This window comes from Thermus amyloliquefaciens (genome assembly GCF_000744885.1).
Lineage (GTDB): Bacteria > Deinococcota > Deinococci > Deinococcales > Thermaceae > Thermus > Thermus amyloliquefaciens.
The window spans coordinates 284053-309558 of the sequence record NZ_JQMV01000003.1 but is presented as its reverse complement, the minus strand read 5'-3'; the positions used below and the strand labels follow the sequence as shown (position 1 = coordinate 309558).

The window sequence follows — 25506 nt, the reverse complement described above, 5'->3', positions numbered from 1 at the left end:
CCCCGCCGGTCCAACCGGCGCAACATTGAATGTACCAGGCGGGGGCTTTTCTGTCAAGATGGGGGCATGCTGGACCTCTTGGTGGTGGTCCCCCATCCCGACGACGAAAGCTTCGGCGCTGGGGGAGCGCTCCTTTTGGCCAAGAAGGATGGCCTTCGGACGGGCGTCCTCACCCTCACCCGGGGGGAAGCGGGAAGGACCCTGGGGCTTTGTGCCCCCGCGGCCCTACCCCAGGTGCGGGTGGAGGAGCTCAGGCGGGCGGCGGAGATCCTGGGGGTGGATTTCCTCGAGGTCCTCCCCTTCCCCAACGCCCTGCCCCAGGGGCGTCGGGGCCAAAAGGAGGCGGCGGAGGGCTCCCGCGGCCTGGCCTCGGGAAGGGGCCTGCCGGACCATCCCGAGGCGGAAGCGGCCATCCGGGAAAGGCTCCTCAGCCTAAGGCCCCGCTACGTCCTCACCTTTCCCCCAGACGGCATCAACGGCCACCCCGATCACGTGGCGGCAAGCCGCTACGCCACCCGGGCAGCGGAGGGCCTGGCCCAGGTGGTGTACTTCGTGCGGCCTGAGGGCCCTTGGCCCGTCACCCACCGCCTCCACCTTCCCGAGTGGGCCTTGGCCCGGAAGCTCCAGGCCCTGGCCCAGCACCGGACCCAGGCCCTGTCCCTTCTGGAGTTCATGGAGAAGCACCCAGAGCGGCTTTGGAGGGAGACCTTCCACCTTCCCGGGGCGGAAGGCCCCCAGGAGGGACCATGGTGGTGAAGCCCCTGGACCACACCGCCGATGTGGGCTTCCTTCTTGAGGCGGAAAGCCTCGAGGGCCTCTTCCAGGCCGCCCTGGAAGGGCTCCTCCAGGTGATGTTCCTCTCGCCCCCAAAAGGGGGTAGCCGGCGCCGGCGGCTTTCCCTGGAAGCCGAGGACCTGGAAACCCTCCTGGTCCGCTTCCTCAACGAGCTCATCTACCTGATCCAGACCAAGGGCTTCGTGCCGGGGAAGGCCCGGGTGCAGGTGAAGCGGGAGGCGGGGGGCTACCGCCTCACCGCCACCCTCTTGGGCGAGCCCTTCCAGGAGAGCTTTGGCTTTCAAGGGGAGGTGAAAAGCGCCACCTTCCACGGCCTAAGGGTGGGCCAGGAAGACGGGAGGTGGAAGGCCCAGGTGATCCTAGACGTGTAAAGCGGAAAGGCCCGCCCGCACCCGGTCCAAAAGCCCCGCCGCCACCAGGTTCCTGGCCCGGAGAAGGGCGTTTTTCACCGCCAGGGCGTCGGCGGAACCGTGGCCGATGAAGACCGCCCCCTCCACCCCCAAAAGGGGCATGGCCCCGTACTGGGAGGGGTCCACCTTGTCCCGCACCCGGCGCAGGGCCCCCTTGGCCAGCAGGGCCCCGAGCCTGGCCAAGGGGCTTGAGGTGAGGGCCTCCTTGACCCAGCCCAGAAGCACCTTGGCCTCCCCCTCCGCCAGCTTCAGGACCACGTTCCCGGTGAAGCCGTCGGTGACCACCACCTCCGCGGTGCCCAGGAAGACGTCCCGCCCCTCCACGTTGCCGTGGAAGCGCCCCCCGAAAGCGGCCTTCAGGAGGGGATAAGCCTCCAGCACCAAGGCGTTGCCCTTCCCCTCCTCCTCCCCAATGGAAAGAAGGCCCACCTTGGGGTCCTTAAGGCCGCTGGCCTCGGCATAGGCCAGGCCCATGGCGGCGAACTGTACCAAGAAGAAAGGGCGGCAGTCGGCGTTGGCTCCCCCGTCCAGGAGGAAGGTGCGTCCCCTTTGGCTGGGGAACTCCACCAAGAGGGCAGGCCTTTCCACCCCCTTGACCCGCCCCAGGGTGAAGAGGGCTGCGGCCATGGTGGCCCCGGTGTGGCCCATGGACACCACCGCCTGGACCTCGCCCCGCTTTAGAAGGTCCATGGCCACCATGATGGAGCTTTCCCGGCGCTTCCTCACCTCGGTGGCATGCTCCTCCATGGGAATCCAGTCTGGAGCATGGTGGATGGGCAAGGAAGTCCCCAGGCGGGCAAGCTCGGCCCGCAGGCGGGCCTCCTCCCCCACCAAAAGGACCTCCACCCCTTCCTTGGCGGCCAGGAAGGCTCCCTGGACCGTAACCCCGGGGGCCCGGTCCCCCCCCATGGCGTCCAGGGCGATCCTAATGCTCATGCGCTCGCAGGGAGGTGCTTCTGGATTTTGGCCTCAAAGTTGCGCTTGGGCTGGGCCCCCACCAGGACCTCCACCGGCTGGCCGTTTTTGAAGAGGATCACCGTGGGGATGCTCATGACCCTAAAGCGCATGGCCGTCTTGGGGTTCTCGTCCACGTCCAGCTTGGCCACCAAGAGCTTCCCCTCGTACTCCCTGGCCAACTCCTCCAGGATGGGAGCGATCATGCGGCAGGGAGCGCACCACTCCGCCCAGAAGTCCACCAGGACCAGGGGGTGTCCGCCTAAGGTCTGGTCAAAGTTGGCGTCGGTAACCTCTATGGGCTTCACCATACCCCATCACTTTAAAGCAAAACCCCGGGGGCATACACCCCCGGGGGGAACCCTTTGGGGTTAACGCTTTTTCTTGCCGCCCTTCTTGCCCCCCTTGCCGCCAAAGCCCCCGGTGCCCCGGAGGAAGCTTTTGAGCTTGTTCTCAAACTCGGGGGACTGCTTGGGCAGGCGCCTGGGCCTGGGGGGCGGAGCCCCTTCCGGGGCGGGGGTGAGGTCCTTGATGGAAAGGTCCAGACGCCCCTTGGCGTCCCGGCCCTTCACCATCACCTGGACGATGTCCCCCTCGTTGAGGAAGTCCCGCACGTTCCTCACGAACTCGTGGGCGATCTGGGAGATGTGCACCAGGCCCTGCTCGCCCCCCGGGAGCTCCACAAAGGCGCCAAAATCCGTAACCCGCACCACGCGGCCCTCTACGATGCTTCCCGCTTCTATCTCCACTTTCCTTCTCCTCGCGCGGACCTGCCGCGATGCCCCCACTATAGCACAAGGCCCCTCTGGGGGCGGTAGGGCCACACCCCTTGCGGGCCCAAGGCGGCGAGGAGCTCGGCGAAGGTGCGGCCCAAGAGGGGGTGGCGCCCCTCGGGGAGGAGGTCCAAAAGGGGCACCAGGACGAAGGCCCTTTCGTGGAGCCTTGGGTGGGGAAGCTTCAGGCCCTCTTCCTCCAAGACCAAGTCGCCATAAAGGAGGAGGTCCAGGTCCAGGGTCCTGGGGCCCCACCGCTCCTTGCGCTCCCGGCCCAAAGCCTCCTCTATGCGGAGCATCTCGGAGAGGAGGGCCCGGGGCGGAAGCTCTGTCTCCAGCTCGGCCACCAGGTTCAGGTAGCGGGGCTGGGGCGGGCCCAAAGGCTCGGTCTCGTAGAGGGGGGAAAGCCTGAGGAGGCGGGTCTCGGGAAGCCGGGAGAGGGCGGAAAGCCCCCAAAGGAGGTGGGCCGCCCGGTCCCCCAGGTTGCTCCCCAGGCCCACGTAGGCCAGCACCTTCCGAGTTTATAGGGCAAAGGTCAAGGCGAGGGAGGGTATGGGGATGGGCAGGAGGTAGGGTCCAGCGTCGGGAGGAAAGAAGATGGGCAGGAAAAGCTCCAGGCGGCCCTCGAGGTTCCTCCCCAAGACCCAGGAGTAGCCAACGTAAGGAGCGGCGAGAAGCAACCTGTCTGGAGGCCCGAAAAGTCGCAAGAGGGAACCCGCCGCCAGGCCCAAAGAGAAGCTACCCACATAGAGGTGCCCCCCAAGGGCCACCAGGACGGCATCTGGGTAAGGCGTGGCCCAAAGGGCGTATCCTTCTCCCTCATAGGCAACCGCAAAGGAAGGCCAAAGGCCCGCGAGGAGCCGGGGGTAAAGCCGGAGATTTTCCGTCCGGACAGAGGATTCACCCCCCCAGCCGGAAGGGTAATAGCGCACCCCAAAGTGCGCCCGCAAGGAAGGGTTGGCCGCAACCAGGGTTGCGAGTTCCAGAAAAGGAACCGCCTCCACGCCCAGAGAGGCCTCCACCCCCCAAAGGAGGGAAGGGGCGACCTTTCCAAAGCCTCTGCCCTCCACCCCCAGGCCGACGTAGTAGGCCCCAGGCAAGCCAAAGCCAATCCCCATAAGCCCCAAGGGTACCAGGGGACTTACGGTCCCTTCCCGGCGGAGGTAGAGGTGGCCCCCCCAACTCAGGTCGGTGTTCAGGAAGAGGCCTACCCAGTATCCCTCCGGAAGGACCTGGCCGTAGCCAAAAGATAGGTAACGGCCAACCACCGAATACGTGTCATTAGGGGAGGTGCCGCCGTCATACCCCACCGCCAGCCCGAAAAAGCGTTGGGTTTGCGCGAAGACGCCGCTCCCGAGCATCAAAAGAAACACCAATATGCGCATATTTCTAAAATATGCCCGTTGACACCCCCTGTCAAGACCCCTACTCTGGAGGGGAGATGGCCGCCCGCGGCAAAACCTAAGCACGCCTGGGAAGCCTGGCTTCCCGGGCCCGCCCGGGGGCTTTTCTTTTGGGAGGGAGCATGGTCAAGGAGGACTGGCGCGCGCTATTGGAAGCGGAGAAGACCCTGGACAGCGGCGTCTACACCAAGCACGACCTCCTCCTGGTGCGGGGACAGGGGGCCAAGGTCTGGGACGCCGAGGGCAACGAGTACATAGACTGCGTGGGGGGCTACGGGGTAGCCAACCTGGGCCACAGCAACCCCGAGGTAGTGGAGGCCATCAAGCGGCAAGCGGAAACCCTCCTTTCCATGCCCCAGACCCTGCCCACGCCCACGCGGGGGAGTTTTACCGCACCTTGGTCTCCTTGCTGCCCCCCACGCTTAACCGGGTCTTCCCCACCAACTCCGGCACCGAGGCCAACGAGGCCGCCATCAAGTTCGCCTGGGCCCACACCAAGAAGCGGAAGCTGGTGGCCGCCATGCGGGGCTTCTCCGGGCGCACCCTGGGAAGCCTTTCCGTCACCTGGGAGCCCAAGTACCGGGAACCCTTCATGCCCCTCTTGGGCCCCGTGGAGTTCATCCCCTTTAACGATGTGGAGGCCCTGAGGAAGGCGGTGGACGAGGAGACCGCGGCGGTGATCCTCGAGCCCGTGCAGGGGGAAGGAGGGGTGCGCCCCGCCACCCGGAAGTTTCTGGAGGCTGCCCGGGAGATTACCCGGGAAAAAGGAGCCCTGCTGATCCTGGACGAGATCCAGACCGGCATGGGGCGCACGGGAAGGCGCTTCGCCTTTGAGCACTATGGGGTGGTACCCGACATCCTCACCCTGGCCAAGGCCCTTGGGGGCGGGGTACCCATCGGGGTAGCGGTGATGCGGGAGGAGGTGGCGAAAAGCATGCCCAAGGGGGGCCACGGCACCACCTTCGGGGGGAATCCCCTGGCCATGGCCGCCGGGGTAGCCGCCCTGCGCTATCTGGAGCGCACCCGGCTATGGGAGAGGGCCGCCGAACTCGGGCCCTGGTTCATGGAAAAGCTGAGGGAGATCCCCTCCCCCAAGATCCGCGAGGTGCGGGGGCTTGGGCTCATGGTGGGCCTCGAGCTCAAGGAAAAGGCTGCCCCCTACATCGAGCGCCTGGAAAAGGAGCACCGGGTGCTGACCTTACAAGCCGGCCCCACGGTGATCCGCTTCCTTCCCCCTTTGGTCATCGAAAAGGCGGATCTGGAGCGGGTGGTGGAGGCGGTGCGGGCTGTGCTAAGCTAACGGGATGAGGCAGCGCTTCCACGTGGAAGTGGAATGGGACGAGGAAGGCTACCTGGTGGCCCACGTCCCGGAACTTAGAGCCCACACCCAGGCCAAGAGTTTCGCCGAGCTGTTAGAACGCCTCCAGGAAGCCATAGCCGTTTCCTTGGACACGGAGGAAGAAGTCGTCGTGCGGGGATTTTCCGGGGATTTGGAGATCGAAGCGGCGTGAGCCCCCGCCTAACCCCCATCGCCGGGAAGGAGCTGGTCCGCCTCCTACAGGAAGAAGGCTTCCAGGTGGTGCGCGTGAGGGGGAGCCACGTGCGCCTTAAACACCCAGACGGCCGAGCCACCACGGTGCCGGTACACGCAGGAGAACTCCTTCACCCGGGAACGCTTCTAGGGATCCTCCGGGACGTGGGATGGAGCAAGGAGGAGTATGAGCGCAAGCGCCTTGGACCCCGTTGAGTTCCTCAAAGGGGCCCTGGAGATCCCCTCCCCTTCAGGGCAGGAACGCCTGGTGGCGGAGTACCTGGCGGAGGGGATGGAGAGGCTGGGCCTTAAGGGCTTTGTGGACGAGGCGGACAACGCCCGGGGCCAGGTGGGCCAAGGGCCCATCCAGGTGGTCCTCCTGGGGCATATCGACACGGTTCCTGGGACGGTGCCCGTTAGGCTGGAGGGGAACAAGCTCTTCGGCCGCGGGGCGGTGGACGCCAAGGGCCCCTTCGTGGCCATGATCCTGGCCGCCGCCGGGCTTTCGGAGGAGGCGAAGGAGCGCCTCACCGTCCACCTGGTGGGGGCCACGGAGGAGGAGGCCCCCAGCTCCAAGGGGGCCCGCTTCGTGGCGCCCAGGCTCAAGCCCCACTACGCCGTCATCGGGGAACCCTCGGGCTGGGAGGGGATCACCCTGGGGTACAAGGGCCGGCTTCTGGTGAAGGCCCGGCGGGAAAAGGACAACTTCCACTCCGCCCACCACGAGCCCAACGCCGCCGAAGAGCTCATCAGCTATTTTGTGGCCATCAAGGCCTGGGCCGAGGCCATGAACGTGGGGCAAAAGGCCTTTGACCAGGTGCAGTACGCCCTTAGGGATTTCCGCATCCAACCCGCGGAGCTCAAACAGGTGGCGGAGATGTTCTTTGACCTCCGCCTCCCCCCCAGGCTTCCCCCGGAGGAGGCCATCCGCCACCTCACCGCCTACGCCCCCCCCACCATAGAGCTGGAGTTCTTCGGCCGGGAGGTGCCCTACCTGGGCCCCAAGGACACCCCCCTCACCCGGGCCCTAAGGCAGGGCATCCGCAAGGCCGGGGGGAAGCCCGTGTTCAAGCTGAAGACCGGGACCAGCGACATGAACGTCCTGGCCCCCCACTGGAAGGTGCCCATGGTGGCCTACGGGCCAGGGGATTCCACCCTGGACCACACCCCCTACGAGCACCTCGAGGTGGAGGAGTTCTTGAAGGGGATTGAGGCCTTGCGGGAGGCCCTCGAGGCCCTGGCCAAAACGCACACGCCCCTAGAAAACCTGGGCTAAACTGTGGGCGTGGTTCCCTATGTTCTGGGCCTTTCCGCCCTTTTCCTATTCCTCGGCCTATTCCCGCCCACCGCACCCTGGAGCGAGCGCTTCCTCACGCCTTTGGTGGCCCTGGTGGGGGGCGGTTTCCTCATACGCCAAAAAGAGCCCCTCCCTGGCTTAGGGCTCCTCTTCTTTGGGGTGGGGGATCTGGCCTGGACCCTGGAGGACTTGGGCAACCTGCCCCGCGGACTCTATCTGGAGTTTCCCTATTTAATCGGCTACGCCCTCCTCACCCTTTGGCTCCTCCGCCTTCCCGGGAAGCCGCCCCGCCTATCCCTTGGCCTTCTTCCCCTGGGGCTTTTGGGCCTGCTTTTGGCCTTCAAGCCGGAACTGGGTATAGACCGCATCTACGCCGCGTGGGACGCCCTGCTCCTCCTTTTCCTCCTGCCCCGGCTGGAGCCCCTCTTCCAGGTGGGGCTAGGGGGGCAGGCCCTTCGGGGGGTGGGCTTCCTCCTCTTCTTGGCGGCGGACATGGCCTACGCCTTCCTGGAGGCAGCGGGCGGCTACCCCATGGGCCACCCCGTCCACCTCCTCTGGACCCTGGGGTATCTGCTCCTGGCCTGGGGCGTGGAGGAGGAGAGGCGTGGGGAAAACACCTTTTTGGGGCAGGCCCTGGCCCTAGGGGGGCTCTTCCTGATGCCCGCCCTTCTCCTCCACGATCCCACCCCCTGGGGGGTGCGGGCCATGGCCCTCTGGGGAGGGCTGGTGGGCGCCCTGGGCCTCCTTTATGCCCTCCACCTGGAGTGGCGGCGCACGGAGGCCAAGCGGCTCCGCTGGACCCGCTTCTTGGAGGAGCTCACCCGCCTCTCCCCCAGCGTGACCCAGACCCTAAGCCCGGAAGTCGTCCTCTTGGGGGCCTTGGAGGCGGCAAGGCACCTCCTGCCCCAAGCCGTGGGCCTCGAGGTGCGGGGGAGGCGCGGCCTGGTGGGGGAGCGCACCCCCCACTCCCTGGCCATCCCCTTCAACGGGGACACGGCCTACCTCTACCTGCGCCTCCCTCCCGAAGAGCCCGTGCCTTCAGGCTTCCTCTCCCTCCTGGGCGAGCGCCTTCGGCAGGTGCTGAAACAGGTGGAGTGGGGTACCCTGGCCCTCACCGACCCCCTCACGGGGCTTTTGAACCGCAGGGGTCTGGAAACCGAGCTCCCCAAGCTCCTGGCCCTGGCCCGCCGTTACCAAGCCCCCTTGAGCGTGGTGATGCTGGACATCGACCGCTTCAAGCGGGTGAACGACACCTACGGCCACCCCGTGGGGGACGAGGTCCTAAAGCTCCTAGGCCGCATCCTCCAGGCCAGCGTGCGCCGCGAGGACCTGGCGGTGCGCCACGGGGGGGAGGAGTTTTTGCTTCTCCTTTACGGGGCAAACCGCGAGGCGGCCAAGGAGGTGGTGGAGCGCATCCGCTACCGCTTCCGTACCCAGCGGGTGGACCCCATCCCCTACCCCCTGACCCTTTCCGCGGGCATCGCAGGGGGGGAGGTACCGGAGGACGAGGCCCAGCTGGAAGAGTGGATCCTCAAGGCGGACTACGCCCTCCTGCGGGCCAAGGAAACCGGGCGGGACCGCGTCACCATGGCGTAAAACCCCCTAGGCCGCGCGGCGGCCCAGGGATCCTAGCCCCCCTCACTTCTTGGGCATCATCTTGGCCATGAGGGCCTGGATGGCCTTCATGTCCTCGTTCAGGTGGCCGAAGGCCTTGCCCAGGGCCTTTAGGAGCAGGAAAAGCACGCCCAGGGCCTTCTGCACCTCGGGGTCGGAAAGCTGCTTCAAAATCCCCGCAAGGCCCACCCGGGGCGGGTCCTGCATCACCTCGGGGGTGAAGGTTTCCGAAAGCCCCCGCTGCAGGGCGCTGGCCATCATGCCGATGGCGGCGGGCTCAATCCGGGAAAGGATGTCCAGGACGTTGGCTCCGTGGGAGGCGAGCCTTAGGAGCTGGGGCTCCATGAGCATCCCCAACCCCTCGCCGAAGTTCTCGGAGAGGTGGCCCAAGAAGGCCAGGGCGCCAGACTTGTCCAGCTTTTCCAGGGTATCCGCCAGCTTCTCCAAGGCCTCGGCCTGGTCCAGGAAACGGGCCAGGAGGGAGATGAGCTGCAGGTTCTTGGGGTCCATGAGGAGGCCCAGGTTCTCGGCGAGGGTCTCCCCTGCCCCCACCTGGGCCAGGAGGGCGAGGCCGCTTTTCTCCAGGACCTCCTCAATGCGGGCCAGCCGCTCTTCCACCGTCAGGGTCTCCATAGCCACCTCCTACTCGATGAGGGTGGCGAACCAGAAGCCCTCAAAGAGCATCTTGGTCACCCGCACCCACTTGCCCACCGCCATCACCCCGCAGGAGGGCATGCCCGTGCCCGCCAGGAGCCTCTCAAAGGAGCACTGCGGCAAAAGGGCGTTGTCGCCGAAGTCCATGATGCACATGGCCACGGGGTTGAAGGGCTCGCCGATGTAGGCCCCCTTGAGGTCGGAGGCGATGACCCCGGCCACGTACTCCCCTTGGAAGTGGGCCACCACCCCGGCGGGGGGCAGCATGAGGGAGGGGTTCACCGTGTCGCCGATGACGAAGACGTTGGGGAACCTGGGGGAGCGGAAGGTGGCCTTGTCCACCTCGGGGAAGCCCTGGGGGCCCGCCAAGGGGGACTCCCGCACCACCCGGTTGGGGGCGAAGGGCGGCGTGAGGATGAGGAGGTCGTAAGGAAGCTCCCGCCCGTCCTTGGCCTTCACCTTGCCCCCCTCAAAGGCCACGGGCTCAAACTCCCCGTGGAAGGTGATGCCCTTGGAGCGGAGGATCTCCATGACCTTCCCCGAGATCACCGGGCCCATGCCCGCCAGGGGCAGGGGGTTCAGGTGGAAGACCTCCACGGTGCTCTTCCCCCGCACCCCCTTGACCTTCAGGGCAAACTCCACCTGGCCCGCCACCTCGTAGGGGGCCGGGGGGCAGGGGTAGTAGGGGGAGGAAACCCCCACCACCACCCTGCCGCCCTTGAAGCCCTTGAGGGCTTCCCGGAGCTTCAGGGCCCCCTCGAGGCTCCAAGGGGCGTAGCTGTCCTCCGCTGGAGCAGGCAGGGCCTCGGCCCCCAGGGAGACGATCAGGTAATCGTAGGCGAGCTCCCCGGCGCTGGTCTTCACCTTGTTGTTGGCGGGGTCCAGGGCCTCCACCGTGGCCTGGAGGTAGTGGACGCCCCGCTTTTCCAGGTTGGCCAGGGGCCTTTTCACCTGCTCCGGCTCCCGCATGCCGAAGGCCACCCAAGGGTAGGCGGGCATGAACTCGTGGTAGGCGTTCTTGTCCACGAGGGTGACCTCCACCTCGCGGCCCAAGAGCTTCTTCACCTTGTTGGCCGCCACCAAGCCACCCGAGCCGCCTCCCAGGACCAGAATCCTCGTCGCCATCTTCCACCTCCTGGGTACCCTTACCGTGTACCCCTAGGTTCAGGATGCACCCATCCCTTTTGTGAAGGTAGGTGCAAATGCCCCGCCCCCCGGGCGGGGGATTGGGCTCCCCAAACCCTCAGGAAGGGTTCCGCAGGCGCTGGATGAAGAAGAGGCCCAGGCCCAAAAAGCCCAGCGCCTCCCCCACCCCCACCCCCCGCCCCAGGGCGGGGAGCACGTACCAGGCCAGGTGCAGAAGGCGGAAGAGGGGAATCCAAAGGGCCACGGGGAAGAGGAAGCGGGCCTCCCGCTTGGGGAGGTTGGTGAGGAGGTAAAGGAAGGGGAGGAAGAAGCCGCCCACCACCCAAAAGGCAGCCAGGGTTCCCCAAGGGCCCTCCAGCCGCTTCAGGTAGAACTCCACCTCATGGGGCAGGTCCGCCCCCCAGATGATGATCAGGGTGGTGGCCTCCACGTAGATCCAGATGATGGAAAGGGCCAGGAGGAGGTTGGTGTGGTTCTGGGCCTGGCCCATGAGGGCGGGCGTCCCCTTCCGGGCCGCCAGGGCCACGGCCACGGCCAGGGCCAGGAGGGCGGCGGAGAGGAGGAGGATGGCCCCGAAGGAGGCGGAGGAGAAGTGGGCCTCGAGGGCCATGAAGAGGTCGTAGCTGAGGAAGGTGCCGGCGGCGAAGGTGAGGGGTAGCCCCCAGGCCCCCACCTCCGCCCGGTGCTCCCCTGGCTTCAGCTTCAGGAGCACCCAGGAGAAGAGGGCGAAGAAGAGCACGTAGCGCAGGAGCATGAAGGGGGCGTTCAGGTACCCCGCGCGGTGGGCCAGGATGGGGTCCAGCATGGCCCCGGGCCGGGCCCAAGGGAAAAGGTCCGCCAAGAAGAGGAAGAAGGGTAGGCCCAGAAGCCCCATGAGGGGAAGGAGGCGGGCCAAGGGGTACAGGTAAGGCTCCAGGGGCACGCCCCAACGGCTCTTGAGGGCGTTGTGCAGAAGGAGCACCAGAAGCGCCCCTAAGGAAAGGAGGAGGAAGAAAGCAAAGGGAAAGTAAGCGGCCGGAGCCCCAAAGAGAAAGGCCAGGGCGTAAAGGACCAGGCCCAGGAACAGGATGCCTGGACGGCTTGCCTCAATAGACCTCTGCATTCACCACCTCCAGGGGGCAGGCCTCCATCTGGAGGCACCGCTTGATGTAGCGGGCGATGAGCCAGCGCTCCCTCTCCGGGATGCGGCTCTTGTAGGAGAGCATGCGGCCAAAGCCGTTGGTGGCCGCGAAGTAGAAGTAGCCTTCGGGCATGGCCTTCACCGCGGGGTCCAGGAAGGAGCGGGGCTTGGGCATCCCCAAGGGGATCACCCGCCCGTCCCCTTCCCCGTTGAGCCCGTGGCAGATGGCGCAGAAGGAACGGTAGAGGACCTTGCCCCGCAAAAACTCCCCCTCCGTGAAGGCGTAGGGGTTATCGGCGAACCCGCCCTCGGGCTTAAGGCCGGTGCGCACCTCCAGGTTCAGGTTCTCCCCGAAGCGCACCCGCTCCGGGGCCACCTGGACCTGCAAGGGGGCTTGTCGGAAGGGCTTCACCTTGGGCTGCTCCCACATCCAGCCGCAGGCGGAAAGGAGAGGGAGAAGGAGAAGGAGCCACCTAGCCACGCCGCACCTCCTCCACCTCCGCCCCCAGTTCCCAGAGAAGGGCCTTGGTGCCCTCCAGGTCAAACTTGGGGTCGGAGGCGTAGACGAAGATCCCGTACTCGTCCAGCAGGACCCGCACGTACTCCTTGGCCTGCACCGCGGGGTGGGCGGCCAAGGGCAGGCCGTTCATGTACAGAAGGAAGAGGAAGATGCCCACGGTGATGGTGAGGATGGTGAGCTCAAAGGTCACGGGGATGAAGGCGGGCCAGCCCAAAAGGGGCTTGCCCCCGGCGTTGTGGGGGTAGTCCAGGGTGGTATAGATCTGGAGAAAGAGGCCAAGACCCACGCCCAAGACCCCCAGGGCGAAGGCGATCCAGGGAATGCGCCCGTCCCCACCCAACACCTCCTCTATCCCCTCCACGGGGTTTGGGGTGAGGGCCTCGAGGCGCCGGTACCCTTGGGCCTTCAGGGTCCGCAAAGCCGCCAGCAGCTTCTCCGGCGCGTCAAAATAGGCCATGAGTCCGTAGAGCATAGGCCCCTCCTAGTGCTTGCGCAGGCGGTGGAACAGGTGCACCATCTCCGCCACCGCGATGGGGGGAAAGATGCGGATGAAAAGGGAAAGCCCAAAGAGGAAGAAGCCGATGGTGCCCAGGAAAAGGGTCCAGTCCACCCAGGTGGGGTAGTAAAGCTGGAAGTTTCCGGGGAGGAAGTCGTGGGACAGGCTGATGACCACGATCACGAAGCGCTCCAGCCACATGCCCACGTTGGCCAGGATGGAGAAGACAAAAAGCCAAGCGATGTTCCGGCGGAAGCGGGGGAACCAGAGGGTCTGCAAGAGGACCACGTTGATGAGCATCATGGCCCAGTAGTAGGGGGCGTAGGGCCCGGTCATGCGCCAAAGCTGCTGGGCCCACTCCGCGGGCTCCCCCGCGTACCAGGCGATGAAGATCTCCAAAAGGTAGATGTAGGCCACCCCGAGCCCCGAGGCCAGGGTCACCTTGGCCATCCAGTCCAGGTGCCGCTCGGTGATCACCCCTTCCAGCCGGTACCACTTCCTAAGGGGGATGATGAGGGTCAGGGCCATGGCGAAGCCCGAGTAGATGGCCCCCGCGGCGAAGAAGGGGGGGAAGACCGTGAGGTGCCATCCCGGCACCAGGCCGTAGGCGAAGTCCATGCTCACCACCGAGTGCACGGAGATCACCACCGGGGTGGCCAGGCCCGCCAGGAGCACATAGACCGCCCGGTAACGCTGCCAGTGCACGGCGTTCCCCGTCCAGCCCAAGGAGAGCCACCCGTAAAGCTTCCGGCGAAAGCCCCGGCTCCTCTCCCGCAAAAGGGCCAGGTCGGGGATCAGGCCCAGGTAGAGGAAGAGGGTGGAGATGGTGATGTAGGTCATGATGGCCAGCACGTCCCAGGAAAGGGGGCTTTTGTACTGGGGCCAAAGGGCCATGTGGGTGGGGTAGGGCATGACCCAGTAGAAGAGCTGGGGCCGGCCCATGTGGATGAGGGGATAGGTGGCCGCGGCCAGGATGGCGAAGAAGGTCATGGCCTCGGTGACCCGGTTCAGGGAGTCCCGCCAGTTCTGGCGCATGAGGACCAGGATGGCGCTGATCAGGGTCCCCGCGTGGCCGATGCCGATCCACCAGACGAAGTGGACGATGTCAAACCCCCAGGCCACGGGCTGGTTGATGCCCCAGGTGCCAAGGCCCTTCACGAAGGTGACGAAGATGGCGTAGAGCCAGGCCAGGGTCAGGGCCGCCCCCACGGCCACCACCACCCGCCAGGGCCTGGGGGCTGGCTTTTCCACGGGCTCCAAAAGCTTTTCCACCAGCGTCTTTTCCGTCCACTCCCCTTGGATGAGGTCGTGGTCGGGGTGGGGTTCCTTATGCGCCATGCTTCCCCTCCTTCAGCTTGGGATTGGGGTTTCTCAGATGGGCCAGGTAGGTGGTCCGGGGCCAGGTGTTGGCCTCCTCCAAAAGGGTGTAGTGCCGCCCCTCCTTACGGTGGGCCTGGATGGGGTCCTCGGGGTCCAGGAGGTCCCCGAAGTGGATGGCCTTCCCGGGGCAGACCTCCTGGCAGGCGGTCACCACCTCCCCGGTGCGGATCTTGCGCCCCTCCTGGGCCGCCCGGGCCCGGGTGGTCTCGATGCGTTGCACGCAGTAGGTGCACTTCTCCATCACCCCGCGGCTCCTGACCGTGACCTCGGGGTTCATGAGGAGGGAGAGGGGGCTTTCCTTCGCCCTTCTGGGGTCCCCCTTGCCCACGAAGGCCTCCCCGTAGGGGAAGAAGTTGAAGCGCCGCGCCTTGTAGGGGCAGTTGGCGGAGCAATACTTGGTGCCCACGCAGCGGTTGTAGACCATGAGGTTCAGGCCCTCGCTGGAATGCTCCGTGGCCGCCACCGGGCAGACCGCCTCGCAGGGAGCCTTCTCGCAGTGCTGGCACATCACCGGCTGGTGCACCACCCCCTCCTCGGCGAAATACCGGTCGATGCGGATCCAGTGCATCTCCCGCCCCTTCCGCACCTCCTCCTTGCCCACCACGGGGATGTTGTTCTCCACCTGGCAGGCCAGGGTGCAAAGCCCGCAGCCCAAACAGCGGCTTAGGTCCACGGTCATGGCCCAAGCGTGCTCCCCCTGGGGCCAAGGGGGGTAGAAGGAGACCCGCTTCTCCTGGTGGGGCTCGGCCTTCAGGGCTTCCTCCGCGGTCATCACCCTCGCCGCCTCCACCTCCCCCAAATAGCCGTGGTACTGGGTGGAGACCAGGGGGTAGTCCCGGCCCGTGGGGGCCACCTCCGCGGGGAAGGCCACCCCCTCGGGGTGGAAGAAGTGGGAAAGAGGGGCCACCCCGCTCCCCCGGGGCAGGCCGGGAAGGGGCCAGAGGGGAAGGAGGGCCTCCTTGCCCCCCGCCCTAACCCGCAGAAGGGGCCTTTTGGGATCCGCCCGGCGCTCCCGGGCCCGGATGTCCGCAAGAAGGCCCAAGGCCTCGGTATCCTCCTCCCCGAGGAGGAGGGCCCCATCCCACACCAACCGGCTCAGGGGCCGGGGCAGCTCTTGCAAATAGGGGTTGTCGCGGTAGCGCCCGTCGTAGAGGCTGGCATCGGGGCGTAGGGTGATCTCCAAGGGAGCCTCCTCCCGCAGAGGGGGAAGGCGGCCCTCCAGGCCGGGGCGCACCCCCAGGGGTACCTCCTGGGCCTCCGCCAAGGGCCTCCCCTCCACCAAGGCCCGCTTCTCCTCCGGGCTAAGGGCGGGAACCTCCTCCCCCAGAAGCCCCGCCAAAACCTCCTCCAGGCTCTTCCCGCCCCACAGGGGCTGGATCAGGGCCTGAGCGGGCCAGAGCCGGCCCTCGGCATCCCGGTGCTGGCCGGAGGCCTCGAGGGCATGGGCCAAGGGCAGGCTCCAACCGGCCCCCTTGTGGGGGTAGAGGGAAAGGACCGCGGAAAAGGCCTTGCCCGCAAGGCTGGGCAAGGGTCCCTCCGCCGCCCACACCAGGCGCTCGGCCCCCTCGGCCTGGGAAAAGGCCCTGGGGGTGGCCACCTCCTTCTCCGGGGGCTCCACATAGCGCACCGGCGCCCCGAGGGCCTGGTTGATGGCCATGACCAGGGCCTGGGCCCCCGGGGAGAGCTGGGGCCCGGCCAGGACCACCCCGCCCCTTTGCAGGTCCTCCGCCAAGGCCGGGAGAAACCCCCCGTAGTCCGAGGGGGGGGTCCCCTGGACCACCCCCAGGGTCTGGGCCAGGGCCAGGGCAAAGGCCTCCACCTGGCTGGGCTTCAAGGCCAAACGGTGGTCCGCCATGCCCCCCAAAAGGCTCGCCCCGCTTTCCACCGCATAGATGCGGTTCATGGGGGGAAGGCGCCTTTGGCTTAGGGCCGCCCACCAGAGGTAGCCCGCCGGGTGCTCGTGCGCCTCCACGTCCAGAAGGAGCACCGTCTCCGCCCGCTCCGGAGTGTACACGGGCCAGGCCCTCCGCCCGAAGGCCACCTCCGCCCCCAGGTAGACGTTCTCCAGGCTCCAGGCCTCAAACCGGGCCACCCGGAGGTTGGGGAAGCGGGCCTGGGCCCTTGCCAGGAGGCCCTCGAGCCTCGGGGAGGTGGTGCGGGGCAGGACCAGGAGGGTCTCCCCCTCCGCTAAGGCCTTCCGCCAGGCCTGGTAGAAGCCCTCCCAATCCGGGGCCTTCCCCTGGCGGGCCGGGTCGTAGAGGGCGTATAGGCCCGCCAGGGGATAGGGGCTCATGGCCCTCTCCAAGGGCGCCAGGAAGAGGGGCCTTTCCTGGTAGACCTTCACCCGCACCGGCTCGGCAAAGCCGGCATGGACCGTGGCGGTGACGAACTCCGCCTCCCCCCCCTCCACCACCCATTCCGGCTGGCGCACGTAAGGGACGCCCTGGCGCCGCACCACCGGGGTACAGGCGGCTAGGGACAAAAGGCCCAGGGCCAAGAACCCCCGCCGGGTCAGGGGGCCAAAAGGAAACTCCTCGCGAAAGAGCTCCCGTTCCAAAGCCTCTTCATAACCGCGTCGTTCCCTCATGAAGCCTCCTAGCGGTGACAGGTGTTGCAGCTGGTAAGGGCCTCCGCCGAACGCACCTGGTAGACCTGCTTCAACCGCTCAGCCAGCTGGGGATCGGGGGTGTAGGCCATGTTGAAGACCTGCTCCCTTGGCCTGAGGCGGGCTTCCGGCTGGCGGTGGCAGTCCAGGCAGAACTTCATGGTGAAGGCCTGGGGCTGGTACACCACCGCCATCTGGTCCACCCGGCCGTGGCACTCGGCGCACCCCACCCCCTTGGCCACGTGGGCGCCGTGGTGGAAGTAGACGAAGTCCGGGAGGTTGATGACCCGGTTCCAGCGCAAGGGCTCCCCCGTCTCCCAGCTCTTCCGCACCAGGGCCAGGTTGGGGCTGTCGGGCTTAATGAAGGTATGGCAGGTCATGCAGGTCTCCGTGGGGGGAAGCCCCGCGTAAGGGGCCCGCTCCACGCTGGCATGGCAGTAGCGGCAGGAAAGCCCCAAGCCCCCCGCGTGGAAGGCGTGGCTGAAGGGCACGGGCTGCTCCACGGGCTGGGTGCGGTACTCAAAAGCCCCCACCGCCACCCCGGAAAACACCACCCCCAGGAGGGCGAACACCCCCAGAACCGCTCCCCAAAAGAAGGTTTTGACCCATCGGTTGCGCCGCCTCATGCCACCTCCGGTCTTAAAGGGCAAGCGTAGGGGCAGGAAGCGGAGACTTCAATCAAGGGGGTCGGGTCTTTCCATAAGCCGGCTTGGCCTTCCCACGCCTACCCTTTAGCTAGGTCTTCTCACAGGTACCCTAACAAAAAGGGTAAGGGACAAATGTCCCAAGGGCGGCGAACCTGGGCTTGCCTAGTAAATTGGCTTGAACCCCTTGGGAACAGGGGTGAGGGTAAGGAGGATCCGGAGGTCATAGGCGATGGCCTCCAGGAAGATCCGCTTCATCGCCGAAGAGGGCTTGCGCTCCATCAAGTAGCCCCCGGCCCACCGGCTCTTCATCCCCCCAAACACCCCCTCCACCACTCCACGAAACCGATACAGCGCATCCTCCCAGTGGAAAGCCGCCCAACGCCGCACTGCATCCCGGACCTCCCCCTTCTCCCGCAACCGGATCAGGGGCCGCACCCCAAGCCCCTTCATAAGAAATCCGTTTATACCTCTCCCTCAGCACCCCCCAGGCCACCAGTGGAAGAGGGTGTAGCTCCGGATGAGGGCATGCTGGGTCCGGAGGTACGCACACCGCGCCTCCACCCGCTCCCAAAGCTCCTCCTCCGTCTCCACCTGCCCATTGGCCACCCCCGCATCCACCAAGCTCCACACCCGCTCCACCGGCTGTAGCTCCGGGGAATAGGGCGGCAAGAACACCAACCCCACCCCCTCAGGTACCCGCAGCTTCGGGGAAGTATGCCACCCCGCCCGGTCCAGAACCACCAAGACCACCTTGCCCTTCCCAGCCCCTCGGCCCCGGGCAAAGGCCCTAAGGACCGCCTCAAAGGACACCGTGTCCACGGAGGGCAACAGCCAGTGCTCGTTCTCCCCCGTGTTGGGCCGCACGAAGGTGTAGACGTAAAGCCACCGATAGCGCGGCCTCTCCCAGACCAGAGGGGTCTTCCCCCGCAGAGCCCACAGGCGACGGCGGAGGGGCTTCAGGCCCAAGCGATGCTCGTCCAAGGCCCATAGCTCCACCCCCAGCCACGGAAACAGGTAGCGCAGAAGGACCAAGGTCAGGAGGAGCTTTTTTTAAACTCCTCCCCCGCCTCCAGGTCTCGTTCCCGGTGCCGGGGACGGGGACGCAGGGGGGCAAAGCCCAGCCTCCGCATCCAACTCCAGGCCCGCCTGGGGTCCACCTCTCGCCCCAGCCTCTCGGAAAGCCACTCCGCGGCGTTGCGGATGGTCCACAGGCCATCCCGGGGGTGAGGGGCCTGCAGGGCCTGGCGAAAAGCCTCCTGGACCTCGGGGGGGAGGAGGGGAGGCTTACCCTTGTTGCGGTGGCGTAGGTCGGCCATGGCCCTCAGGCCCCCCTGGTTGTAGCGATGGATCACGGTGCGGACCCAGCGCTCGGAGTAGCCCAGGATCTTGGCCACCTGGGGGATAGGGTGGCCGGTGGCCAGGAGCCACAGGGCGTGCCAGCGGGCCCGTTCCACTGGGTCTTCTGTCTCCCGGTAGAGGGCGTGGAGGTTGTCGGGGTGGGGAGGGTCCTTGAGTTCCAGCCTGGGGCGGCGTCGGTGCTTGGCCAGTTGCACAAGCACATGCTACCGGATAAGGTCATGCCTTCGTTTGCTACTTCAAAGCTCCACCCCTGCCATCTTCAGGAGAACCCGACTCCGGATGAGGTTGTGGGCTAAGAGGACGAGGTTCACCCTCGCCACCAGCCCCCAGTAAGAACGAGCCTCAACCCGCCCAAGCCCCAGGGAACGCACCATCACACTGAAACGCGTCTCGATCCAGTTTCTCACCCTCCCCATCCACTCCCGCCATCCCGTCTCCACCACCTGTCCCCCCCGCAGGCGATAAGGTGGGGTGAGAACGCCCTCCACCCAGCGAAAGCCTCGGTCCCCCAGAACGTGCTCCAGCCCCTCCAGAAGCCCCCTGGCCCAGGTTTCCCGGGCATTCCCGGGCAACAGGGCCCAGCGGTGAAACAGCCCCCGGTCGTTGATGACCCCCACCAGGGCGTAGCCCGCAAAGCCTCCCAGGGGCCCCACGCCAATCCCCGATCCGGGCAGGGCATAGCCCCGGATGCGGTGGCCGTGGGCCATGGGGAGGGGCTTCAGGTCTACCACGTGCAGGAGGCTGGGCCCCTGAGCCAGGCGGAGGGCCAGGTGGGCCAGGAGGGGCTGGGCGTTTTGCAAGACGCGGAGGAAGCGGGAGAGGTGGGGTAGGGAGGGGAAGTAGGGGCGGAGGAGGGATTGGGAGAGGAGGTAGCCTTTGCTGAGGTCCAGGCCCAAGAAGGTCAGGAAGAGGGCGATGGTCAGGAGTTCGGGGAGGGTGGCCTTTTGGTGCTTTTGGGGTTTTGGCAAGCGCATTCCTTGGGCTTGGAGGGCTTTGAGCTGGTCATCGACCCAGACGTAGGTAGCCACCAGGAGGGTTTCTGCGTCAATATGGTAAAGGGGATGCTCGCGATCGAGTCGGGTCGTGTCAAGATTTATGTGTAAGCGTCTGTGTACGGGGGGCATACCTCTCCAGAAGCATCTTCTCCAGCACTTCCCGCACCTCAGCAAAGCCCTTCAATCGCCGCTCAGACCACCTCCCCTCCTGACGCTCCGCCTCCAAGTAAAGGAGCTTAAACACAGACTCGGGTCGGGGGAACTTATGATCCCGCACCTTCGTCCCACGCCTCACCTCCCGGATGAACCTCTCCATCAGGTTGGTGCTCCGCAGATAGGGCCAGAGCACCTGGGGGTAATCGTGGAAACGGAGCAGAGCCCCCGAGTTCTCCCACCAGGAGGCCACCAGGGAAGGGTACCTGGCACCCCAGGCCTCCCTCAGCCTCTCCAAAGCACCCAGGGCTTCCTGTCGGCTCCCCGCCATGTACACCCCCTTCAGGTCTTGGGCCAAAAGAGCCCTGTCCCGGGAACGCACCTGCCCCAGGCTAGAGCGCACCATGTGCACCACGCACCGCTGCCACCCCGCCATGGGATAAACCCTCCTGATGGCCTCCTCTATCCCAGGTAGACCATCGGTGACCAACAGCAACACCCGCCTTAGCCCCCTTTCCCAAAGCTCCTTCAGCACCTCCCCCCAGGCATGGGCGTTCTCCGTGGGAAGGAGCCAGAAGCCCAGAACCTGCCTCTCCCCTTTGGGGGTCACCCCCAGGGCCACGTATACGGCCGCCCTCTCCACCCCAAGTCCCTCCCTGAGCACCTTCAAGAAAAAGCCATCCAGGTAAACAAAGGCCATCTCCTCCGGCAAAGGCCGCTTCTGGAAAGCCTCGGCCGCTTCCAGCACCTGGTCGGTGATGGCGCTGATGGTTTCGTGGGTGTACCGGTGGCCCAGCAAGAGGCTCATCACCTCCGCCGCTTTGCGTTGACTCACCCCAGCGGCGTAAAGGGCAATGGCCACCTCCCCCACGTCCACCTGACGGCGGGCATAGGGTTGAAGGAGGCTGGGATAGTATTTCCCTTCCCGATCCCGGGGGATGGCCAGCTTCACCTGGCCAAAGGCGGTCTCCAGCTTGCGGGGGTAGTAGCCGTTCTTGCGTCCCCCGTGCTGGCGCAAGAAGGCTTCCCGGTCGGCGTCCAGGAGAATCTGCAAGACCTCGGTCACCGTCTGCCTCACCGCTTCCCTTAGCATCACCTGCAAGGTATCCTGGTCCACGGGGTACCTCCTTCCTAATCCTGGTACCCCCCTTTTATACACAAACCCCTACACATAATTCCTTACACGACCGGTGGAGCTTTGAAGTAGCAAACGAAGGAATACCACAATCATCATTTGATGTCAAGCCACTGTGGGCTTGCCTAGTAAATCGCCTTGTACCCCCCCTGAGGGGGAAGCAGGGTGAGCAGGATGCGCAGGCCGTAGGCAAGGAACTCCATAAAGGCCCGCCACATGGCCGTATGCGGTTTCCGCTCCTGCAAATAACCCCTCCGCAAACGCGTCTTCATCCTCGCCGCTACCTCCCGCCTCACCTCATCCCGCACCTCTCCCCCTCCCCGCAGCCGGATCAGGGGCCACACCCCAAGCCCTCGCACCACCTCCCACACCTCCCGTCAAAGCCCGCGTCCCCCAAAAGCACCCCGCCCCCCAGCCCAAACCGCAGGAGCACCCCCGCCCCAAGCCTCGGGTCAGGGGCATACGCCCGCCCCACCCCGCCCCCCCAAGGGGCCAAAAGCTTCTGCCCCCTCCTCCACCGCACCAGGGCCAAAAGCCGGCTGTGCCCCCGCATCCGCCGCTCCTCCTGCCCCCTGCGCCAGCGCAGCACCGTGTCTTTGCTACGGTAGGCCAGCCCCGTGCTGTCCATCAAGAAAAGGGGGGTTCCCCTTCCTCTTGGGGAAGCCGGGCTTCCACTTCCTGTACCAGCCGTTCCAGCAGCGCCTGCAGCACCTCTTCGTTCAGGTGTTTCTGTGCATAGGCGGCCAGGGCCTGGTGGGAGGGGAAGGGGCCCTCTAGGAGGTCCTGGAGATGGGCCTCTGTGGCTCGGTAGGTGAGGCCGTAGAAGGCGCGGAAGAGGAGGAGGGCCAGGTACAGGGCATGGGTGTAGCGCCAGGGTCTGCCGCGGTGGCCTTTGGGGGTGGGTGGGGCCACCTCTTGGGCCAGGTACAGGCAGAGCTCCAGGACTTCCTTGGGCCTCGGTTCCCTTCGGACGAAGCCGCGCTTGCCCATCTCGGGAAATGCATAACTCAAGAGGGCTTGCAAGGCAAGCCCGGCGAACCTTGACAAGAAGAGGGCTTTTGCTAAACTAAGGCTTGCGCGTGAGGCGCACCCTGCCGGGATGGTGGAACTGGTAGACACGCCATCTTGAGGGGGTGGTGCCCGCAAGGGCGTGCGGGTTCAAGTCCCGCTCCCGGCACCAAAAGGCCCCTCGGGGCCTTTTTCTTTATGCGGCTTCTCCTGGAGCGCACCCTTAAGACCCTGGAGGACACCCAGGCCCTGGCCCGGGAGGTCCTGCCCCTCTTCCCCGAAGGGAGCCTGGTGGCCCTGGAAGGCCCCTTGGGGGCGGGGAAGACCACCTTTGTTCGCCTCCTGGCCGAAAGCCTGGGCTTCAGGGGAAGGGTGACCAGCCCCAGCTACACCCTCATCCACACCTACCCCACCCCAGAAGGCCCCCTGGTCCACGCGGACCTTTACCGCCTAAAGGACCCAAAGGCCCTCCTGCCCCAGCTGGAGGCCGCCCGGGAAGGGGCCCGCCTCCTCCTGGTGGAGTGGGGGGACCCGCAGGCCCTCGAGGCCGACTTCCTCCTCCGCCTCACCCCCCAAGGGGAGGTGCGCCGGGCCGAGCTATGGCAGCTCCACCCCGGCCAGGAGCAGGGCGTCTAGCAGGGCCTCCCGCCCAGCCCGCCCCGCAAACAGGGCCACCACCTTCCCCTCGGCATCCACCACGAAGGTCCAGGGCTGGCCCACCACCTTGAAGCGGTTGGCCACCTCGTGGGGCTTATCCTTGTCCGAGGCCAAAAGGGGGATGAAGCGGGGATAGGCCTTCATGTACTCCAGCACCACCTCCTTGGTGTCCTTGGGCTCCCGGCTGATCACGTAGAAGGGCACCCGGGTCTCCTCCGCCACCCGGTGAAGCCCCGGGAACTCCGCCTTGCACACCGGGCACCAGCTGGCCCAGAAGACGATGACCGCGGGCTTCCTCATGGTGTTGGGGGTGACGAGGTTACCCTTGGGATCCAAAAGGGCAAACTCGGGCAGGCGCTGGCCAGGCTGCACCGCAAGGACCAGGCCGAGAAGCAAAAAAACCATTCCCCCTAGCCATCGCTTGAGCATGCCTCCATTGTTTACCCTGGCGGGGATGGGTATGTAAACCTCCTCACCTTGGCCGCCGTAGGCGCCTCAGGTCGTGGTCGGGCCAGATGCCATCCGCCACCAGGTGGAGCCATTGGGAGAGGTAGTAGCCCAAAAGGGCAAACCCCCAAACCTCCGGGGGCCAGGAGGGGGGTTTTAGGGCAAACCCCATGCCCAGGTACCCGGCGAGGCCCTGGGCCAGCACCGCCAAGCCCCCCAGGAGCCCCACCAGGTAGCCCAGGCGGGTCAAGGGCCCCAGCACCCAGGTGTGGGAAAGCCCTCGGTGGCGGAAAAGCCAGCCGTAGGGGCGCCAAAGAAGCCCCAAGAGGCCCCAACGGCGCTGGGAGCGGGTGCCCCTTTCCGCCAGGTCCAGGTCGGGGGAGAGGAGGAAGGTGCCCGCCAGATAGGCCAGGGCAAAGGCCAGAACCCGGGGCTCCTCCGGGGAACCCCCATAGGCCAGGTAGACCAGGGCCCCTCCCCCCAGGACCGTCAGGTTGATGGCCTCGTGCACCCGCCCCGAGGGCATAGGCCCATGCTAAAGGGCCGGCAGGGCAAACCGCTCCCCCGCCGAGAGCACATCCACCTTGAGCCCCTTCACCCCCCGGCCCGTGTACTCCGCTCCCCCGGCGTCCACCAGGGTCACCCCTCCCATCCAGACCTCCCCCAGGCCCTTTAGGAGGCGAAGGGCGGTGTTCTCCAGAAGGCCCAGGCCCATCAGGTCGGGGTTGTCGGCCACCAGGCGGGAAAGGGCCAGGAACCGCCCCCGTTCCTCCACCCGGGGGAGGAGGACCAGGCCCCGAAGCAGGGCCAGGCCCAGGGCGGCCCTAACCTCCCCCTCCAAGGAGTAGAAGGCCGCCTCGCCCAAAAGGCCCGCCGCCTCCCCCAAGGCCACCACCCCTCCCCCCTGGCGGTGGACCTGCAAAAGGGCCTGGAGAAGGAGGCTGCCCCGGATGAGATCCAAGAACTCCGGCAACCCCTCCGCGGCGAGAAGCACCAGGGGGCTTTCCACCACCCTTTGGGCTATCTCCGGGTCAAAGGCCTCCTCCCGCCGCCTGAGGTACAAGACCCTTCCCCGCCTCAGGCCCAGGCTGCGGTAGGCGAGCCGCCAGGCCTCGGCCAGGTCCCGCAAAGGATAGGGCACCAGGAAGAGGGCCTCCCCCCCGGCCTCCTCCAGGAGCCGGGCCTCCACCGGACGCAAGGCCCCCCGGAGGGGATCAGCGGTGAGCAAGGCGAAAAAGCCCTGGGGCATACCCGACCTCCTATACCCTTAGGGTAACCGCCTCCTCATGAAAGGAAAAGGGCGGTGTGGTAAACTTGAGGGCGTGGCCGCGATGGTATCCCCGCCGGGGGCGCTCTCCAGGGACAAAAAGAAGGCCATCCTCCAGGCCACCTTGGAAATCCTCCGGGAAATGGGGCTTTCCGGGCTCAAGATGGAGGAGGTGGCCCGGCGGGCGGAGGTGGGTAAGGGCACCATCTACCTCTACTTCCGCGACAAGAAGGACCTCTTGAAAAACCTGGTGGAGGAACGAACCTGGGCCTTCTACCGGGAGGTGGAGGAGGTGGTGCGCCAAAAGGCGCCCTTTTTTGTGCGCCTCGAGGACCTCCTGAAGAAACGCCTGGCCTGGATCGCCGAGTGGCGGGGCCTGTGGGCGGCGGTGGCCCGGGAGGCCATGGAGGACCCCACCCCCTGGCTCAAGGGGCTCCACCAGCACTACCTGGACCTTTTGGAGGCGTTGGTGCGAAGCGGCCAGGAGGAAGGGGCCGTGCGCCCCGAGCTTTCCCCCAGGGCCACCGCCCACGTGATCGCGGCCTTAGGATGCACCCCCCAGCTCGAGGCGGAGGCATATTTGGAGCACCTTATGGAGGTGTTCCGGAAAGGAGTCGCGCCGTGAAAGAGTTCCGTCCCGGCGACAAGGTGGTCTTGCCCCCTTACGGGGTCGGCGTGGTGGCGGGCATAGCCCAGAGGAGCGTGAGCGGCATCAACCGGGCCTACTACCAGGTGGACTTTCCCGGTTCCCGCTCCAAGGCCTACGTACCCGTGGAGGCTCCCCAGAGCGTGGGCATGCGCAAGGCCTTGGCCCCGGAGGAGGTGCCCATCATCCTGGACCTCCTAAAGAACGGGCGCATGCCCCTGCCCAAGCAGTGGGCCGCCCGGCACCGCAAGACCAGCGAGATCCTGGCGGACGGGAACCCTTACCGGATCGCCCAGATGGCGGGGCAACTCAGGGCCTGGGAGCTGGAACGGGGCCTGCCGGACCTGGACCGCCAGGCCCTGAGGCGGGCCATCTACCTCCTGGCGGAGGAGGTCTCCCAAACCCTGGAGATCACCGTGCAGGAGGCCAAGCGGCTCTTTGAGGAAGCCTGGGGCGAGGAACTGAACTGAGGAAGTTCTCCCCAGGCCCAGGGC

At 66.3% G+C, this 25506-nt stretch carries 29 protein-coding genes, 1 tRNA gene and 3 pseudogenes; 11 read left to right on the top strand and 22 right to left on the bottom strand.

Annotation, left to right across the window (positions count from 1 at the left end):
* Positions 1–69: 69 nt before the first annotated feature.
* Positions 70–756, top strand: a complete 687-nt coding sequence (locus tag BS74_RS02055) for a PIG-L deacetylase family protein (RefSeq protein WP_185747737.1) — start codon at positions 70–72, stop codon at positions 754–756.
* Complete coding sequence (locus BS74_RS02050; RefSeq protein ID WP_038055621.1) at positions 747–1166, top strand: archease; 420 nt, start codon at positions 747–749, stop codon at positions 1164–1166. Before BS74_RS02055 ends, BS74_RS02050 begins: the two co-directional genes overlap by 10 nt.
* Here the strand turns inward: BS74_RS02050 and plsX are convergent.
* The 4 genes from plsX to folK are packed head-to-tail and all read right to left on the bottom strand — an operon-like array spanning position 1155 to position 3444.
* Positions 1155–2135 carry a phosphate acyltransferase PlsX gene (gene plsX, locus BS74_RS02045; RefSeq protein WP_185747736.1) on the bottom strand — a complete coding sequence of 327 codons (981 nt, stop codon included), beginning with the start codon at positions 2133–2135 and terminating at the stop codon, positions 1155–1157. The genes BS74_RS02050 and plsX overlap by 12 nt on opposite strands.
* Before the next feature lie 2 nt (positions 2136–2137).
* Positions 2138–2470: a thioredoxin gene (trxA, locus tag BS74_RS02040; protein WP_019551696.1), complete on the bottom strand. Its 333-nt coding sequence runs from the start codon at positions 2468–2470 to the stop codon at positions 2138–2140.
* A gap of 60 nt (positions 2471–2530) precedes the next feature.
* On the bottom strand, positions 2531–2908 hold the full coding sequence (locus BS74_RS02035; protein WP_038055617.1) for an RNA-binding protein S1: 378 nt from the start codon (positions 2906–2908) through the stop codon (positions 2531–2533).
* A 38-nt stretch (positions 2909–2946) separates the two neighbouring features.
* Positions 2947–3444 carry a 2-amino-4-hydroxy-6-hydroxymethyldihydropteridine diphosphokinase gene (folK, locus tag BS74_RS02030; RefSeq protein WP_038055615.1) on the bottom strand — a complete coding sequence of 166 codons (498 nt, stop codon included), beginning with the start codon at positions 3442–3444 and terminating at the stop codon, positions 2947–2949.
* A gap of 1013 nt (positions 3445–4457) precedes the next feature.
* Between folK and lysJ the strand changes: the two are divergent.
* From lysJ to BS74_RS02000, 5 genes and pseudogenes are all read left to right on the top strand, one after another.
* Positions 4458–5635: pseudogene (gene lysJ / locus BS74_RS02020) on the top strand ([LysW]-aminoadipate semialdehyde transaminase LysJ).
* 4 nt (positions 5636–5639) lie between these two features.
* Positions 5640–5846, top strand: coding sequence for a type II toxin-antitoxin system HicB family antitoxin (locus tag BS74_RS02015; protein ID WP_038055613.1), 207 nt, complete (start codon positions 5640–5642; stop codon positions 5844–5846).
* Positions 5843–6082 carry a type II toxin-antitoxin system HicA family toxin gene (locus tag BS74_RS02010; RefSeq protein ID WP_038055611.1) on the top strand — a complete coding sequence of 80 codons (240 nt, stop codon included), beginning with the start codon at positions 5843–5845 and terminating at the stop codon, positions 6080–6082. Before BS74_RS02015 ends, BS74_RS02010 begins: the two co-directional genes overlap by 4 nt.
* The gene (locus BS74_RS02005) at positions 6054–7142 is read left to right on the top strand and encodes a [LysW]-lysine hydrolase (protein WP_038055609.1); all 1089 of its coding nucleotides are present in this window, start codon (positions 6054–6056) and stop codon (positions 7140–7142) included. Before BS74_RS02010 ends, BS74_RS02005 begins: the two co-directional genes overlap by 29 nt.
* A gap of 9 nt (positions 7143–7151) precedes the next feature.
* Positions 7152–8759 (top strand): GGDEF domain-containing protein, encoded by a 1608-nt coding sequence (locus BS74_RS02000; protein WP_038055607.1) that lies wholly within the window; start codon positions 7152–7154, stop codon positions 8757–8759.
* A gap of 42 nt (positions 8760–8801) precedes the next feature.
* Here the strand turns inward: BS74_RS02000 and BS74_RS01995 are convergent, their stop codons facing one another.
* The 15 genes and pseudogenes from BS74_RS01995 to BS74_RS12240 form a co-directional block, all read right to left on the bottom strand.
* Entirely contained in the window at positions 8802–9410 is a 609-nt protein-coding gene (locus BS74_RS01995; RefSeq protein ID WP_185747676.1) for a helical membrane plugin domain-containing protein, read from the bottom strand.
* 9 nt (positions 9411–9419) lie between these two features.
* A complete protein-coding gene (locus tag BS74_RS01990) occupies positions 9420–10556 on the bottom strand; it encodes an NAD(P)/FAD-dependent oxidoreductase (RefSeq protein WP_038055599.1) in 1137 nt (378 codons plus the stop codon).
* Positions 10557–10674: 118 nt separating this feature from the next.
* Complete coding sequence (locus BS74_RS01985; RefSeq protein ID WP_038055597.1) at positions 10675–11679, bottom strand: hypothetical protein; 1005 nt, start codon at positions 11677–11679, stop codon at positions 10675–10677.
* Complete coding sequence (locus BS74_RS01980; protein ID WP_038055595.1) at positions 11663–12178, bottom strand: c-type cytochrome; 516 nt, start codon at positions 12176–12178, stop codon at positions 11663–11665. The genes BS74_RS01985 and BS74_RS01980 overlap by 17 nt, the downstream gene beginning before the upstream one ends.
* The gene (locus tag BS74_RS01975; protein WP_038055593.1) at positions 12171–12689 is read right to left on the bottom strand and encodes a DUF3341 domain-containing protein; all 519 of its coding nucleotides are present in this window, start codon (positions 12687–12689) and stop codon (positions 12171–12173) included. Before BS74_RS01975 ends, BS74_RS01980 begins: the two co-directional genes overlap by 8 nt.
* 9 nt (positions 12690–12698) lie before the next feature.
* Positions 12699–14051, bottom strand: coding sequence for an NrfD/PsrC family molybdoenzyme membrane anchor subunit (gene nrfD / locus BS74_RS01970; protein ID WP_038055590.1), 1353 nt, complete (start codon positions 14049–14051; stop codon positions 12699–12701).
* The gene (locus BS74_RS01965; RefSeq protein WP_038055588.1) at positions 14041–16680 is read right to left on the bottom strand and encodes a 4Fe-4S dicluster domain-containing protein; all 2640 of its coding nucleotides are present in this window, start codon (positions 16678–16680) and stop codon (positions 14041–14043) included. The genes nrfD and BS74_RS01965 overlap by 11 nt, the downstream gene beginning before the upstream one ends.
* Before the next feature lie 8 nt (positions 16681–16688).
* Positions 16689–17324 (bottom strand): cytochrome c3 family protein, encoded by a 636-nt coding sequence (locus BS74_RS01960; RefSeq protein ID WP_038055586.1) that lies wholly within the window; start codon positions 17322–17324, stop codon positions 16689–16691.
* Positions 17325–17507: 183 nt separating this feature from the next.
* Positions 17508–17783: pseudogene (locus BS74_RS01955) on the bottom strand (hypothetical protein); the annotation flags it as partial.
* A gap of 36 nt (positions 17784–17819) precedes the next feature.
* Complete coding sequence (locus BS74_RS01950; RefSeq protein ID WP_185747674.1) at positions 17820–18377, bottom strand: IS630 family transposase; 558 nt, start codon at positions 18375–18377, stop codon at positions 17820–17822.
* A 2-nt stretch (positions 18378–18379) separates the two neighbouring features.
* A complete protein-coding gene (locus BS74_RS01945; RefSeq protein ID WP_038058749.1) occupies positions 18380–18898 on the bottom strand; it encodes a winged helix-turn-helix domain-containing protein in 519 nt (172 codons plus the stop codon).
* Positions 18899–18940: 42 nt separating this feature from the next.
* Complete coding sequence (locus BS74_RS01940; RefSeq protein ID WP_051946718.1) at positions 18941–19828, bottom strand: hypothetical protein; 888 nt, start codon at positions 19826–19828, stop codon at positions 18941–18943.
* Positions 19791–21011: an IS256 family transposase gene (locus tag BS74_RS01935; protein ID WP_038055582.1), complete on the bottom strand. Its 1221-nt coding sequence runs from the start codon at positions 21009–21011 to the stop codon at positions 19791–19793. The genes BS74_RS01940 and BS74_RS01935 overlap by 38 nt, the downstream gene beginning before the upstream one ends.
* A 101-nt stretch (positions 21012–21112) precedes the next feature.
* Positions 21113–21636, bottom strand: a pseudogene (locus BS74_RS12245) (hypothetical protein); the annotation flags it as partial.
* The gene (locus BS74_RS12240) at positions 21615–21977 is read right to left on the bottom strand and encodes a hypothetical protein (protein ID WP_051946690.1); all 363 of its coding nucleotides are present in this window, start codon (positions 21975–21977) and stop codon (positions 21615–21617) included. The pseudogene BS74_RS12245 and the gene BS74_RS12240, both read right to left, overlap by 22 nt.
* Before the next feature lie 103 nt (positions 21978–22080).
* Between BS74_RS12240 and BS74_RS01920 the strand changes: the two genes are divergently transcribed.
* Together BS74_RS01920 and tsaE are read left to right on the top strand one after the other, a co-directional pair.
* A tRNA-Leu gene (locus tag BS74_RS01920) sits at positions 22081–22167 on the top strand.
* Positions 22168–22193: 26 nt separating this feature from the next.
* Positions 22194–22631: a tRNA (adenosine(37)-N6)-threonylcarbamoyltransferase complex ATPase subunit type 1 TsaE gene (gene tsaE, locus BS74_RS01915; protein ID WP_038058745.1), complete on the top strand. Its 438-nt coding sequence runs from the start codon at positions 22194–22196 to the stop codon at positions 22629–22631.
* Here tsaE and BS74_RS01910 read toward each other — a convergent pair.
* The 3 genes from BS74_RS01910 to BS74_RS01900 all read right to left on the bottom strand — a co-directional run bounded on the left by BS74_RS01910 (position 22593) and on the right by BS74_RS01900 (position 24348).
* Positions 22593–23057 (bottom strand): TlpA family protein disulfide reductase, encoded by a 465-nt coding sequence (locus tag BS74_RS01910; protein WP_185747673.1) that lies wholly within the window; start codon positions 23055–23057, stop codon positions 22593–22595. The two genes, tsaE and BS74_RS01910, sit on opposite strands and share 39 nt — an antisense overlap.
* Before the next feature lie 67 nt (positions 23058–23124).
* Positions 23125–23625, bottom strand: coding sequence for a metal-binding protein (locus tag BS74_RS01905; protein ID WP_038055576.1), 501 nt, complete (start codon positions 23623–23625; stop codon positions 23125–23127).
* A gap of 9 nt (positions 23626–23634) precedes the next feature.
* The gene (locus BS74_RS01900) at positions 23635–24348 is read right to left on the bottom strand and encodes a type 1 glutamine amidotransferase family protein (protein WP_038055574.1); all 714 of its coding nucleotides are present in this window, start codon (positions 24346–24348) and stop codon (positions 23635–23637) included.
* Positions 24349–24430: 82 nt separating this feature from the next.
* On the opposite strand from BS74_RS01900, the gene BS74_RS01895 reads away from it, so the two are divergent.
* The gene (locus tag BS74_RS01895; RefSeq protein WP_038055568.1) at positions 24431–24991 is read left to right on the top strand and encodes a TetR/AcrR family transcriptional regulator; all 561 of its coding nucleotides are present in this window, start codon (positions 24431–24433) and stop codon (positions 24989–24991) included.
* Positions 24988–25482 carry a CarD family transcriptional regulator gene (locus BS74_RS01890; protein WP_038040405.1) on the top strand — a complete coding sequence of 165 codons (495 nt, stop codon included), beginning with the start codon at positions 24988–24990 and terminating at the stop codon, positions 25480–25482. Before BS74_RS01895 ends, BS74_RS01890 begins: the two co-directional genes overlap by 4 nt.
* Positions 25483–25506: the final 24 nt, after the last annotated feature.